Source organism: Vibrio natriegens NBRC 15636 = ATCC 14048 = DSM 759 (assembly GCF_035621455.1).
GTDB classification, from domain to species: domain Bacteria; phylum Pseudomonadota; class Gammaproteobacteria; order Enterobacterales; family Vibrionaceae; genus Vibrio; species Vibrio natriegens.
On sequence record NZ_CP141822.1, the window covers coordinates 2,728,562 to 2,743,283 of the forward strand.

The 14,722-nt window shown below is 47.1% G+C and carries 11 protein-coding genes; 5 read left to right on the forward strand and 6 right to left on the reverse strand.

The window, feature by feature from the left end:
* Positions 1 to 276, forward strand: a complete 276-nt coding sequence (locus VER99_RS12445) for an HPr family phosphocarrier protein (RefSeq protein WP_014233083.1) — start codon at positions 1 to 3, stop codon at positions 274 to 276.
* A gap of 244 nt (positions 277 to 520) precedes the next feature.
* The gene (gene mgtE, locus VER99_RS12450; protein WP_014233084.1) at positions 521 to 1,876 is read left to right on the forward strand and encodes a magnesium transporter; all 1,356 of its coding nucleotides are present in this window, start codon (positions 521 to 523) and stop codon (positions 1,874 to 1,876) included.
* 78 nt (positions 1,877 to 1,954) lie between these two features.
* Here mgtE and pmbA read toward each other — a convergent pair whose 3' ends face one another.
* A complete protein-coding gene (gene pmbA / locus VER99_RS12455) occupies positions 1,955 to 3,298 on the reverse strand; it encodes a metalloprotease PmbA (RefSeq protein WP_020334491.1) in 1,344 nt (447 codons plus the stop codon).
* A 110-nt stretch (positions 3,299 to 3,408) separates the two neighbouring features.
* Between pmbA and yjgA the strand changes: the two genes are divergently transcribed.
* A complete protein-coding gene (gene yjgA / locus VER99_RS12460) occupies positions 3,409 to 3,936 on the forward strand; it encodes a ribosome biogenesis factor YjgA (protein WP_014233086.1) in 528 nt (175 codons plus the stop codon).
* Between the two features lie 66 nt (positions 3,937 to 4,002).
* Here the strand turns inward: yjgA and VER99_RS12465 are convergent, their stop codons facing one another.
* Together VER99_RS12465 and rluA are read right to left on the reverse strand one after the other, a co-directional pair.
* The gene (locus tag VER99_RS12465; RefSeq protein ID WP_020334492.1) at positions 4,003 to 4,965 is read right to left on the reverse strand and encodes a D-2-hydroxyacid dehydrogenase; all 963 of its coding nucleotides are present in this window, start codon (positions 4,963 to 4,965) and stop codon (positions 4,003 to 4,005) included.
* A 32-nt stretch (positions 4,966 to 4,997) separates the two neighbouring features.
* Complete coding sequence (gene rluA, locus VER99_RS12470; protein WP_020334493.1) at positions 4,998 to 5,750, reverse strand: bifunctional tRNA pseudouridine(32) synthase/23S rRNA pseudouridine(746) synthase RluA; 753 nt, start codon at positions 5,748 to 5,750, stop codon at positions 4,998 to 5,000.
* Between the two features lie 395 nt (positions 5,751 to 6,145).
* Here rluA and VER99_RS12475 point away from each other — a divergent pair, with 395 nt between their 5' ends.
* Entirely contained in the window at positions 6,146 to 7,411 is a 1,266-nt protein-coding gene (locus VER99_RS12475) for an NRAMP family divalent metal transporter (RefSeq protein ID WP_024372854.1), read from the forward strand.
* Between the two features lie 88 nt (positions 7,412 to 7,499).
* Here VER99_RS12475 and rapA read toward each other — a convergent pair whose 3' ends face one another.
* The gene (gene rapA / locus VER99_RS12480; protein ID WP_014233090.1) at positions 7,500 to 10,409 is read right to left on the reverse strand and encodes an RNA polymerase-associated protein RapA; all 2,910 of its coding nucleotides are present in this window, start codon (positions 10,407 to 10,409) and stop codon (positions 7,500 to 7,502) included.
* A 567-nt stretch (positions 10,410 to 10,976) separates the two neighbouring features.
* Here rapA and VER99_RS12485 point away from each other — a divergent pair.
* On the forward strand, positions 10,977 to 12,353 hold the full coding sequence (locus VER99_RS12485; RefSeq protein WP_014233091.1) for a PhoH family protein: 1,377 nt from the start codon (positions 10,977 to 10,979) through the stop codon (positions 12,351 to 12,353).
* Positions 12,354 to 12,426: 73 nt separating this feature from the next.
* Here the strand turns inward: VER99_RS12485 and tldD are convergent, their stop codons facing one another.
* A complete protein-coding gene (tldD, locus tag VER99_RS12490; RefSeq protein ID WP_020334495.1) occupies positions 12,427 to 13,872 on the reverse strand; it encodes a metalloprotease TldD in 1,446 nt (481 codons plus the stop codon).
* Positions 13,873 to 13,883: 11 nt separating this feature from the next.
* Entirely contained in the window at positions 13,884 to 14,705 is an 822-nt protein-coding gene (locus tag VER99_RS12495) for a carbon-nitrogen hydrolase family protein (protein WP_020334496.1), read from the reverse strand.
* Positions 14,706 to 14,722: the final 17 nt, after the last annotated feature.

The window sequence follows — 14,722 nt, forward strand, 5'->3', positions numbered from 1 at the left end:
GTGGAATTAAGTCGCAAAGTATTGATCCAAAATCGTCTCGGCCTTCACGCGCGTGCCGCAGTAAAGCTAGTGGAACTGGCACAAAGTTTTGAAGCCGTCATCACCATTGATAACGAAGAAGACATCACCGCGACAGCTGATAGTGTGATGGGACTTCTTATGCTTGAGTCGGCTCAAGGTCAATACGTCACGATTCATGCCGCTGGCGACCAAGCAGAACAAGCACTGGATGCGGTGTGTCTGCTCATTGAAGATAAGTTTGAAGAAGGTGAGTAACACACTCACCTTTTATCTAATGTAATCAACAACTTCAAACCAAACCTTTCCAACTCCATTATCCTGAAGTAAGCAAACAACTTTGTGTTTGTCTTCAGTTTTAGTCATATCTCCTTCCGTTCTTTTACTGAGTTGCTTTCTTTTAGCAAATAATTTTGTTTAGTTTCACAAGTTGTTATTAAAAGGCGCCTAGAATTAAGTTATTATTCAACGCATTGTAAACATCAGGAATTGGGAGGAACGAATGGCAGAGCAAATAGAATTCGACCAAGCTCACCAAGCCCTCCAAGAAGTCACAGAAGCGTTGGAAAACGGACGCTTCGTCCATGTTCGCCGTCAGCTCCAGGACATGGAACCTGAGGATATCGCTCACCTTTTAGAAGCGGCGCCACGTAAAAGCCGTGACGTGCTTTGGCAACTGACCGACCCTGAAGACTACGGTGAGATTCTTGACGAACTCAACGAAGACGTCAAAGACAACCTTGTATCCAAAATGGCCCCTGAAGCGCTTGCTGAAGCAACAGAAGGCATGGATACCGATGACGTTGCTTACGTACTGCGTAGTTTGCCAGATGACCTCTCACGCGAAGTCCTATCCCAAATGGACTCAGCAGATCGTCTTCGCGTAGAAACGGCCCTTTCCTACCCCGAAGATACCGCTGGTGGTCTAATGAACACCGACGTTATCACTATCCGTGGTGACGTCGACGTCGATGTAGTCTTACGCTATCTACGCATGAAAGGCGAACTGCCAGAAGCAACAGATGCACTGTATGTCATTGATGAAGAAAGCAAACTGATTGGTGAACTGCCAATCACAATGCTTATCACGACCCAGCCTGATGTCAAAATTATCGACATTATGGAAGACGCGGACGAAGCAATCACGGTGGATACCAGTGATTCTGATGTCGCGAGCCTGTTTGAACGTCGTAATTGGGTGTCGGCTCCAGTCGTGGATGAAAACCAACATCTCGTTGGCCGTATTACAATCGATGACGTGGTTGACGTTATTCGTGAAGACGCTGAACACTCGATGATGAGTATGGCGGGTATGGACGATGATGAAGATACCTTCGCACCTGTCGTTAAATCTGCGCGCAAACGCAGTATTTGGTTGGGTGCCAATGTTCTCGCTGCACTAGCGGCGGCCTCTGTTTCTAACATGTTTGAAGCGACTCTGGACCAAATGGCGGCGATTGCGGTCTTGATGACCATCGTACCATCTATGGGTGGGGTTGCTGGTAACCAGACAGTAGCCCTTGTCATTCGTGGCCTTGCCCTTGGTCATATCGGTGACGCAAACAAGCGAGAGCTGTTGATGAAAGAAGCGGCCATCGGTTTGCTTAACGGCATTATGTGGGCGCTGATCATCGGTGGTATTGTCGTAGCCTGGAAAGGCAACTGGATGCTAGGTGGCATTATCTCTGCCGCCATGCTGACCAATTTACTCGTTGCTGGTATCGCCGGGGTGAGCATTCCAATTCTGCTTAAAAAGATGAACATCGATCCGGCTCTGGCTGGTGGTATGGCGCTGACAACCGTCACGGATGTCATTGGCCTGTCGGTGTTCCTCGGGCTCGCAACCATCATGATCTAAAGTTGCCGCTAACGAACAATAAAAAAGCCTGATGTAAAGTTCACATCAGGCTTTTTGGTATTTGAATCAGGCTTAAACTTACTCGCCAGCAACCTTCATAGTATCCAGTAAGATAGAGCCAGTCTGAATCTGAGAACGTGTTTCCACATCACTGCCAACGGCAACAATCTTGTTGAACATATCTTTTAAATTACCTGCAATGGTAATTTCAGACACTGGGTACTGAATTTCACCGTTTTCGACCCAGAAACCAGCCGCACCACGAGAGTAATCACCCGTGACAACATTCACACCTTGCCCCATCACTTCAGTAACAAGAAGGCCAGTACCAAGCTCTTTTAGCATTTGCTCGAAGTTCTGTCCCGTCGATTTCACGTACCAGTTATGAATACCACCAGCATGGCCAGTTGGGTCCATTTTCATTTTACGCGCCGCATAACTGGTCAATAGATACGTAGCCAGCACACCATCAGTGATAATTTCACGATCTTGTGTGTAGACACCTTCACTGTCAAACGGGCTAGATGCCAATCCGCGCAATACGTGCGGACGCTCTGAAACATTGAACCACTCTGGCAGAATTTGCTTACCAAGGTGATCGAGAAGGAAGGACGATTGACGGTAGAGGTTGCCGCCACTTATCGCCATAACCAAATGCCCAATCAAGCCTGTCGCAACATCTGCAGCAAACATAATTGGGTATTGTCCCGTTTTGAGTCTCTGTGCATCCAAACGGTTAACGGTGTTTTCAGCGGCTTTACGTCCTACCGTTTCAGGTGTCCAGAGGTCATCACGATGACGAGCGACCGTGTAGCTGTAGTCACGCTCCATTTCACCGTTTTTACCAACGCCAATCACACAACAGCTGGTGCTGTGACGACTCGAAGCGTAGCTTGCCAGCAGGCCGTGACTGTTGCCGTAGACTTTCACACCATAGTGGCTATCGTAGCTCGCGCCGTCACTTTGTTTGATTGAGCTGTCGTAGCTAAGCGCTTCTTTTTCTGCCGCGATCGCCACTTCTGCAGCGTAATCCGGATCTGGAGAGTCTGGGTGGAACAGGTCCAAATCTGGAATCGAGTCAACCATGTACTCTTTTGCTGCTGGCCCTGCGAACGGGTCTTCGGATGTGTAATGAGCAATATCCAGCGCCGCGATAACCGTTTGTTCAATCGCAGCCTCACTCAGATCGGACGTAGACGCACTGCCCTTACGCTGACCTCGGTAAACGGTAATGCCAAGTGCACCATCGCTGTTGAATTCGACATTTTCTACGTCCCCCATGCGGGTAGAAACACTTAAACCAGTGCTTTTAGTAATTGCGACTTCTGCGGCATCAGACTTAGTCGATGCAAGCTTTAACGCTCTTGCGACTGCCTGTTCTAGCTCGGTACGTTGCTCAGCAACCTGCTGTTTAATATCCATTGTCTTTCACATCTTGTATTTGATGTTCAATAGAATAACAAGAATTTCGCTTTCTCCCCACGATTCTTGTTAAAATAGTCATAATATTAATCAAAACACAGGCAACTGAAATGGCACGTAAGAATCAAAAAGCGCCATGGGAACCAGAAGAAGAGATCATCTGGGTAAGTAAATCCGAGATGAAGCGAGACATGGAAGAACTGCAAAAGCTAGGCGAAGAGCTTGTCGGCCTAAAGCCTTCAGTTCTCGAAAAGTTTCCATTGAGTGAAGACCTAAGAGAAGCAATTGCGGATGCACAACGCTTTAAAAACGAAGCGCGTCGTCGCCAATTGCAACGTATCGGTAAACTGATGCGTTATGAAGATCCAGAGCCAATCCAGGCAGCACTGGATAAAATTCGTAACAAGCACTCTCAATTGACGGCAGTCTTCCACAAGCTGGAAGCATTGCGTGATCGTGTAGTGGAAGAAGGCGATAAAGCCATTGATGACGTAGTGGAGCTGTACCCAGAAGCCGATCGTCAACGTCTACGTCAACTGGCTCGCCAGGCAGCGAAAGAGAAAAAAGCAGGTAAACCAGCGAAAGCGTACCGCGAAATTTTCCAAATCCTTAAAGGCCTTAACGAAGAAGAATACTAATTCTTTGAAAAATAAGCCCGAAAAAAGCAGACGACTTCGTCTGCTTTTTTATTGAGAAAATGGTGCTCACACTACGCGGTTTACGCTTTCTCCGCGTTCAAATGCATTAATATTTTCAATTAAGATGTCAGCTAAGCGCTGAATAGAAGAGTCACTGCCCCATGCAACATGAGGGGTCAGCAGCAAGTTTGGCATTGCCATGTTTGCGATCAAAGGATTGCTTTCATCAGCCGGCTCTTGAGTAAAGACATCAAAACCCGCCGCCGAAATTTCACCACTTTGTAATGCATCCACCGTCGCCTGTTCGTCAACCAAACCACCGCGGCCGGTATTAATCAGGATAGCCGTGGGCTTCATTTGCTTTAACTCCGCGTCGGCAATGAGATTACGCGTGTGTTCATTCAGTGGGCAATGCAGTGTAATTGCATCCGATTGTTTGAGAACGTCTTCAAACGGTACATAGCCTTGTCGGCATTCAGCTGCACCTTTTCGTTCAGCAAACAATACTTTCATTCCTAAAGCTTGTGCTAATTTTGCTGTTGCCTGCCCTAGCGCACCACTACCAATAATGCCTAATGTGCTTCCATTAATATCGCCAATAGGGTGAGTAAAAAAGCAAAACTGCTTGTTGCGTTGCCACTCGCCTGCTGCGATGTCTTGATGGTAACCGAAGAGGTTGCGGCGTAGCGCGAACAACATAGCAATCACGTGTTCCGGAACGGTTTGGATCGCATAGCCTTGAACATTCGCAACAGCAATATTATGCGCTGAGCAGTAATCCACATCGACGTTATTAAAACCCGTCGCGGCAACCGCCACCATTCGTAGCTTAGGTAATTGAGTCAGCACTTGCTGATCAAGAATGACTTTATTGCTGATGACAATATCAGCATCAGCAAGTCGTTCAACAACTTGATCTGGGGAAGTAAGACCATACTCAACCCACTCATGCTCAAAGCTAGGACGTGGCACTTGAATATGGTCAGGGATCGTAGCTCGATCAAGAAAGACGACTTTTGGCAGTAACATAACGGCTCCTTGTTCACTGCCTTAGAATAAGTTTATGGACGTGGCAGTGTTTTGTAATCTGGTAATTTACGCTCTGGGTCGAAATAGTCAAAGATCATCTCTTCCGCTTCCGGATAAAAATCACACGGAACAAAAATACTGCGTAACCAATGGTTTTTTGGATGGTAAAAGCTCAACTCCGCTGCGTGCAACTCCAAGCGTTCTGAGAATGCTTTGGCCTCGTCCATTGCATAGAATTCATCGCCCACAATAGGATGACCCAAAGCTTGCATATGCACGCGTAGTTGATGAGAACGCCCGGTAATAGGCAGTAGACGCACGATCGTCGTCTTAACACCATTTTCGTGCTCTTCGAGTTTCGCAACCTGGAAAAGTGTTTTAGATGGTTTGCCATCTTCAAAGCAGACTTTTTGCAGCGGGCGGTTCGGCCAGTCACAAATCAATGGAAGATCAATCTCACCTTCTTGCTCATCGATATGCCCCCACACTCTTGCATAGTAGATTTTGTGCGTTAAGCGAAACTGAAATTGTTTCTTCAAGGCACTCTCTGCTCGCTTGTTTTTCGCTAACACCATCAAGCCTGAAGTCGACATATCTAAGCGATGTACGACCTGAATATCTGGGTACTGCTCTTGCAGGCGGCTCCACATACTATCGTGATGCTCGGCAAGACGTCCCGGAACGGATAATAAGCCAGAAGGCTTATTCACGGCCAAAATTTGTTCGTCTTCAAAAACGATGTCAATCCAAGGGTCGGTTGGTGGCGTGTATTCAAGCATTGCCATTGGCAGAGTCTCAAGAAATTAAAAACGCCGCGATTATAACGAGGCCTTGTCAAAAAGACATTTTATTTGAAATTAAAAACCCTACAAACCAAAAGGCATTGCAATGTCAACAAGGATGCAAAAAACAAAAAATATCGGGATGTAAAATTAGTTTGACAAGGTAAGCAATAAGTTTATAGAGTGCTAGAGAAAGCCTGCTATTCCTGATGCTTCATATCCTTGAAGCCTCACTATTAGACATACAAAAAAATAAATACATTCAGGTTCAAACACATCATTTTTAAACATTACCGTGCGCTTAACGCCATTACTTCTCAGATATAGCGAAATAATGCTGTGAGGTGCTGCTCCCCAAGGCTCGCTTGGGAACAAATAAAATAACAAGGACACGAAGCATGGACTCCGCCGTAACATCACCACCCCAATCCAAAATATCCTTATTCTTTCGCTCGCTAGGCCCAGGGATCCTTATGGCTTCTGCGGCCGTCGGTGGCTCTCACCTGGTTGCCTCGACAAAAGCCGGTGCTATCTATGGCTGGCAGCTCGCTGCGCTAATTCTGCTGGTAAACTTTTTTAAGTACCCATTTTTCCGCGCAGGCGTGCAATACACCATGGGCACAGGTAAAACACTGGTTGAAGGCTATGCTGAGATGGGCCGCCCTTACCTCTGGGCATTTTTATTCTTAAGCGCCGTTTCCGCCGTGATTAATACCGCAGCCTTGTTAATGTTCAGTGCGAGCCTGCTGGGCTATTTCATTCCATTTTCGTTATCCATGGCTTCGCTGAGTATCATTGTGATCGCGACGTGTCTGATCATTCTTTTTGCTGGGCACTACAAAGCGCTCGACACGCTATCTAAAGTCATCATGTCGGTATTGACCATTGCAACTCTGCTTGCCGCTGCGATTGCGTTTGGTAATCCGGTGGAACAAGTTGCGAATTTTGAATCACCATCAGTGTGGTCCATTGCTGCAATTGGCTTTATTGTTGTGACGATGGGCTGGATGCCGGCTCCTATCGAGATTTCGTGTTTAACCTCTGCATGGTTAAAACGTCAGTCCAGTGAGCAAGAAGTGACGGCCCGCTCGGCTCTGTTCGACTTTAACGTCGGCTACATTGGTACAGCGATTCTTGCGATTGTCTTTTTATCGCTGGGCTCACTGATGTTGCATGGCTCAGGTGTTGAGCTGAAAAGTTCTGGCGTCGGTTTCTCTCACCAGCTTGTGGGATTGTATGCCTCAACGATCGGTGAGTGGTCTCGTTACCTAATCGCGGTCATTGCGTTCTTCTGTATCTTCGGTAGTACGATCACTGTCATTGATGGCTACTCACGCGTGATTTCGGACTCGCAACGTCTGTTACGTTCGCAACCAGACACAAATCCGAAAGCAACCTCAGCTATCATGCTAGTGGTCTCTTTGCTAGCGCTGGGTATTGTGACCTTCTGGGCTTCGGCACTACTACCAATGTTGAACTTTGCAATGATTCTGGCGTTCATGACCACACCGTTCTTTGCGCTATTAAACTACATTCTTGTGAGTAAAACTGACTTGCCTAAAGCATTAGCAGTTGGACCTAAACTGAAGTGGTTGTCGATTGTAGGTTTGATTTATCTGTTCGGCTTCCTGGCGGTGTTTGTCTGGTGGAAGTGGCTAATGTAATTAGCTTCAAAGTATCTAAAACGTACGCAGATAAAAAGAAAAAGGCCTTCAATAGAAGGCCTTTGTTATTTGGTTTAAATACGGATTATTAGTTGTGGCTGACAACAATCAAACGTAATGAGTCCAGCTGTACCTGAGCTTGATTAATGTAGCCTGTCAGCTCTTTAATCTGTGCATCAATCGTTTCAATTTCTTCGTCACGAATGTTCGGGTTGACTGCTTTCAGTGCCTGCAAACGCTCAAGCTCTGCGTTCAAGCTATGCTGCATATCTTGCTGAGCCTGCTTGCGCACTTCTTCGACTTTCTGCTCAACCAGTCCATCACCTGCTTCAATCAAACGGTGCACATCTTTTTGTACCGACGTCACTAGCTTACTGCCAAGATGGCGGTTTACCGGGCTCAGCTGACGGTTGAAGCTTTCAAACTCAACTTGCGCAGATAAGTCGTTACCGCGCGCATCCATCATTAGGCGAATTGGTGTTTTTGGCAGGAAGCGAGCAATTCCGCTGCGTTTCGGAGCCTGAGCATCCACAGCGTAAATCAGTTCAAGCAGAATCGTACCAACTGGCAGTGCTTTATTCTTCAGTAAAGACACCGCAGACGTACCCACGCCTTCACTCATCAGAAGATCGATACCACCCTGGATCATCGGGTGTTCCCAGCTGATAAAGTGCATATCTTCACGCGACAGCGCAGTTTCACGATCAAACGTAATGGTCGCACCTTCATAAGGCAGACCCGGGTAGCTAGGTACCATCATGTGTTCAGATGGCGTCACAACCAATGCGTTTTCACCTTTGTCATCCTGGTTCAGGCCAATCGTATCGAACAGTGACAAAGCAAAAGTCACCAGATTGGTATCACCATCCGTTGAAGAGATTTTCTCAACGATTTGCTGCGCTTTCTCACCGCCGTTAGAGTGCATTTCTAGCAGACGATCACGACCTTGCTCCAATTGAGATTTCAGCTGTTTGTTCATTTTCGCTGATTCTTCAATAATGTCGTCCAGTTCACTGGTGTCACCAGATGCCAGAATCTCAATCAGAGCATCCGAGTATTTATCGTAAACCGCACGACCGGTTGGACAAGTCTCAGCAAACGCATTCAAGCCTTCGTCGAACCAACGAGCCAGAATCGCTTGTGACGTACCTTTCAGGTAAGGAACGTGAATATCAATGTCGCGGTTTTGACCGATACGGTCTAAACGACCGATACGCTGTTCAAGCAAATCTGGGTTGAACGGCAGATCAAACATCACCAACTGGTTGGCGAACTGGAAGTTACGACCTTCTGAGCCAATTTCACTACAGATAAGAACCTGAGCGCCACCCTCTTCCTGAGCAAAGTAAGCGGCTGCTTTGTCACGCTCTAGGATTGACATGCCTTCGTGGAACACGGTCGCGCGGATGCCTTCACGTTCACGCAACGCCTGCTCTAACTGCAAAGCGGTACTTGCACGAGATGCGATAACCAGGATCTTCTCACTGCGTTTTTCTGTTACTTTTTCCAGTAACCAGTTCACACGTGAGTCAAATTGCCACCAGCTTGATTCGTCACCTTCAAACTCCTGGAAGATCTCTTCCGGATAGAGGTTTTTCATAGCACGAGCTTCAGAACTCATCTTGCCGCCGATCATGCCAGCGACACGCATTGAGGTTGTGTATTGCTGTGGGATATCCATTGGCATCAAGTGCACATTACGCGCTGGGAAACCTTTGATGGCCGCACGTGTGTTTCGGAACAAAACACGACCTGTACCGTGGCGATCCATCAGGTTGTCGATCAATTCCTGACGAGCTGACGCTTTGTCCTCTTCATCGCTGTTGCTTTCAATAATTCGGAAAAGCGGCTCAACATCCTGCTCAGACAACAGTTCAGTGATTTGGTTTTTAGCGTCGTTAGGCAGTTTTTCACCAGTAAACAGTGAAGTAATCGCATCAGCAACTGGTGCGTATTGCTCTTCTTCCTCAACAAACGCTTCGTAATCGTAGAAACGATCAGGGTCAAGCAGGCGCAGACGAGCAAAGTGACTCTCACGACCTAATTGTTCAGGTGTTGCGGTCAGTAGTAATACGCCTGGTGTGCGTTCAGCCAAACCTTCAACGACTTGGTATTCACGACTTGGTTTGTCCTGGCTCCACTCTAGGTGATGCGCTTCATCGACAACCAGTAGATCCCACTCGCCTTCCAGAGCTTGCTCAAAGCGCTTACGGCTCTTGCGCAGGAAATCCAGTGAACACAATACGTATTGCTGGGTATCAAATGGGTTTTCTGCATCCGCGAAGGCTTCAATACAACGCTCTTCATCAAAGATTGAGAAATGCAGATTGAAACGACGCATCATCTCTACCAGCCATTGGTGTTGCAGTGTTTCAGGCACCACAATCAAAATACGCTCAGCGCGACCCGACAAGACTTGCTGGTGAATGATCATACCCGCTTCGATGGTTTTACCCAGACCAACTTCATCGGCCAGGAGTACACGAGGCGCGTGACGGCGACCGACTTCATGCGCAATGTAAAGCTGATGGGGAATCAGACCAGCACGCATACCGCAAAGACCACGCATTGGGCTCTTATGTTGTTCAAACTGATTGGTGAGTGCACGGTAACGCAGAACGAAGTTGTCCATACGATCAATTTGACCTGCGTACAACTTATCTTGAGGTTTGTTGAAGCGAATTTGGTTGCTGAGGAAAATTTCGCGCAGTACGACTGCGGTTTCCTGAGTATCTTCACGGGTACCAAAGTAAGTGTACAGACCTTCATCTTCCAGCACTTCTTCGACCTTCAGAGACCAACCTTCCTGGCAATCGATAACATCACCAACGTTAAACGTCACTCGGGTAACAGGTGCATCATTGCGTGCGTAAACTCGGTTTTCCTCTGATGCTGAAAACATCAACGTCACAGTACGAGCATCCATCGCAACTACCGTACCCAAACCTAAATCGCTTTCCGTATCACTAATCCAGCGCTGCCCCAAAGCAAATGTCATGAATTGACTACCTCGTTATTAATTCTTGATTCGTATTTCTTGTCGGTCTACTCATGCCCTCAGGCATGGATAATAGTTTAGATCTGATTCTGGCTTCTGCTACGCCGATCGCACTTGTCATGCCACTTTGGGCTGAGCAATATTCAGTCAGCTCAACATGATAAATTGCTTGTAGCCTATGCGCAGAAAAAGGCCGCTAATATTACTTTAAGCTGTGATTTAGGTCACGCCGAAACCGCACTAACAGGGAACTTTTTTTCCCAAATCGTAAGTGCAATCAAATTGTAAAAAAACCATGTCAATTATTACATTGCTGCAAGCAAATATTACGTATACTTTTGATTAGGAGCGTTTAAATTTATTGCATATACCATTGGCATAGAGTTTAAGCGCATAGGTACACGATTAGGATCAACACGGGTTTGCATAAGTTGTCTTGCTACTCAGTTGCACACTAACCGACGATAGCCCGACAACCTCTATTGCAAGCAATCAGAGTTAAGTCAGTTCACCCTTAAAGTGACTTAACAACTCGCAAGCACAGCCGCATTTAGGCAAGGAGACGCTATGGGCGATACCGATCGGAAACTTTTTGTACTTGATACCAATATTCTTCTTCACGAGCCCTTCGCTATATTCTCTTTCAAAGAACACGATGTCGTCATACCTATGACCGTTTTGGAAGAACTCGACCGAATTAAAGACAGCAAACGCGATGTTGCACGAGATGCTCGTGTTGCGATTCGCGCTTTGGAAGACATGTTTAAAGATGCTACGCCAGATGAGATTTCAGAAGGCATTCCAGTATCAAAAGACAATCCAGATCAAGGAGCTATTTCCATTTTGGCGGACTTCGAATTGCAGGAAACCGTCAAAGCCTTCGCCGACAAAGCTGGTGACAACCGCATCCTCAACGCGGTACTTTATCTGCAAAACAAACGAGCACCACGTGAAGTGGTGTTAGTAACAAAAGACATCAACATGCGTCTTCGCGCCAAAGGAGCTGGCGTACGTTTTGTTGAAGACTACCGAACCGACCAACTGATTGACGATGTTCAATACCTCACCAAAGGCTTTCAGCAACGTGAAGGCGATTTCTGGAGTGGCATTGATGAAGTTGAAAGCTACGCTCTGGGCGGAAAAACCTACCACAAGCTCAGCCGTGAGCCTTTTGATCCAACATTCATAAACCAATATGTGATTGATGAAGACAGCGACTTTGCGGGCCGCGTTGAAACCATCAATGAAGACAAGCTTACCCTGCTCGATCTTAGTCGCGAACGTATGATGCATCGCCGAGTCTGGGATATTACGCCGAAGAACATCTACCAAGCGATGGCATTAGATGCACTCGTTGATCCTGACATCGATTTGGTGATCCTGACAGGTGCCGCGGGTAGTGGTAAAACCCTGTTAGCCATGGCGGCAGCCCTTGAACAAACTATCGAGAAAAAGATGTTCGATAAGATCATCGTAACCCGTAACACGCCAGATATCGGCGAATCGATCGGGTTCCTGCCTGGCTCGGAAGAGGAAAAAATGATGCCATGGTTGGCTGCGGTGACCGATACGTTGGAAGCGCTGCATAAGCACGACCATTGCACAGAAGGATCTCTGAAATACATTTGCGATAAAGCCAACATTCAGTTCAAATCGATAAACTTCATGCGCGGCCGTTCGATTCAAAATGCGTTCGTACTTCTTGATGAATGCCAAAACTTAACCGCTTCACAAATCAAAACCATCATCACCCGTTGTGGTGAAGGCACCAAAATCGTCTGTTCCGGTAACCTGGCCCAGATCGATTCCCATTACCTAACACCAGTCACATCTGGTTTGACTTACATGGTTGAACGCTTCAAGAACTTTGAAGGCAGTGCGAACATTCACCTTAACGGTGTGGTACGTAGCCGTCTGGCAGAGTTTGCGGAAGAAAACCTATAGGCTTAAATTATCTTTTACTCAAAACAAAAGAGCGCTCCAATGAGCGCTCTTTTTATGATTTGTAGCGTTAGCGTTACTCTGTACCACCAACCGTCAGTGAGTCCAGCTTCAACGTTGGCTGACCTACGCCAACAGGCACACTTTGCCCTGCTTTACCACACACACCGACGCCTTTGTCGATGCTCAGATCGTTACCAACCATCGAAACTTGCTGCATGGCTTCTATACCAGAGCCAATCAGTGTCGCCCCTTTCACCGGACGTGTGATTTTACCGTTTTCAATCAAATACGCTTCAGACGCAGAGAAGACAAACTTACCTGAGGTAATATCGACCTGACCGCCACCAAAGTTTGGCGCGTACAGACCTTTTTCCACAGTAGAGATGATCTCTTCCGGTGTGTGTTCACCCGGCAGCATGTAAGTATTAGTCATGCGCGGCATCGGCAAGTGCGCGTAAGACTCACGGCGGCCGTTACCGGTTGGGTTAACACCCATTAGGCGCGCGTTAAGCTTATCTTGCATGTAGCCTTTCAATACGCCATTTTCGATCAGTGTATTGTACTGGCCATTGACGCCTTCATCGTCGACGTTCAAAGAGCCGCGCAGATCTTTCAGTGTGCCATCGTCCACAATGGTACAAAGCGAAGACGTCACTTGCTGCCCCATTTTACCCGAGAAAACCGACGACTCTTTACGGTTAAAGTCACCTTCTAAGCCGTGGCCTACCGCTTCATGCAGCAAGACGCCCGGCCAGCCAGAGCCAAGTACCACAGGCATCATGCCAGCTGGTGCCGCTTCGGCTTCTAAGTTAACCAAAGCCATGCGAATCGCTTCGTCTGCATAATGGAAGGCTTGTTTCACGCCGTCCGTTTCAGAAAGGAAAAAGTCGTAACCAAAACGACCGCCACCGCCTGCACTACCACGCTCGCGGCGTTCTCCTTTCTGGGCTAATACGCTGATAGACAAACGCACTAATGGGCGAATATCACCTGCGTAAGTCCCGTCTGTTGCGGCCACTAACATTTGTTCATGTACGCCACTGATACTGATAGAGACTTCTTTGATCAACGGCTCTTTAGTACGGATGTAAGCATCAAGCGATTTCAGCAGTTCGGTTTTTTGCTGTTTTTCCCAACCTGCCAGAGGGTTAACCGCTTCATAATAAGCTTGGTTATCCGTGCGTTTAAAGGCCTGTACCTTACCATTTTGACCTTGCTGGGCAATCCCTCGCGCCGCGATAGCACTTTGTTTAAGACCGTCCAGATTAATTTGATCGGAGTATGCGAAGCCGGTTTTTTCACCGGTTACAGCACGAACACCGACACCACAATCAATATTAAAAGAGCCATCTTTGATGATGCTGTCTTCTAGAACCAGAGACTCATGCCAGCTGGACTGAAAGTAAATGTCCGCATAATCGATCTGACGTGTCGCAATGCTGGCGAGTGTGTCAGCAATGTCTTGTTCTGTCAGACCATTTGGGGCGATGAGTGCCTGTTCTATTTGGTTTGTGCTCATAGTTAGCTCTTTTATTTCCGTCTCAATTCATTTTGAAAGCGACTGTGTTGAGTCAGCGGCATATTCTGCCTTACTTGCTGGGTTTGTGACAAATCTATCTCTGCCACCAACAAACCGACTTGGTCTTGAAATTGTTTGTGAATGCGTCCCCAAGGGTCAATGACCATCGAGTGCCCCCACGTTTTTCGTCCGCAAGGATGGGTACCGGTTTGATTGCTGGCTAATATCCAGCACTGAGTTTCTATCGCTCTGGCACGCAATAGTATCTCCCAATGTGCTTCACCGGTCACAGCTGTGAAGGCAGCAGGAACGACAATCATCTCCGCACCAGCTAAACGCAGCTCTTTGTATAATTCAGGAAAACGTAAGTCATAGCAAATACTCAAACCAACACTGCCAATATCCGTTTCTGCGACCACCATTTGGTTACCCGCTGTAAAGGTATCAGATTCTCGATAGCTGCCATGGCCGTCTGCGACTTCAACGTCAAACATATGCAGTTTGTCATAATGAGCAATGCATTTACCATGTGGCGGAAGGACTACGGTGGTTGTCGTCACCCCTCTGGCCGTTTGAATAGGCATGCTACCGACGATCAAAGTCAGTTGGTTGTGTTTAGCAATATCAGCCAAACGCTGTTGTAACACACCACTTCCGAGCGGTTCGGCATGTTGATGGTACTCTTCTCGGCTGGCAAACAATACTGAATTTTCGGGAGTAAGAACAAGTTTCACTCCCTGACTAGCCGCTAATTCACACTGTTTTTCGATAAAGGCCAGATTCGCTTCGATATCTGGACCAGAAGTCATTTGAATGATGCCAACACGTTCCATGTGTTTTTCCTTCCTTA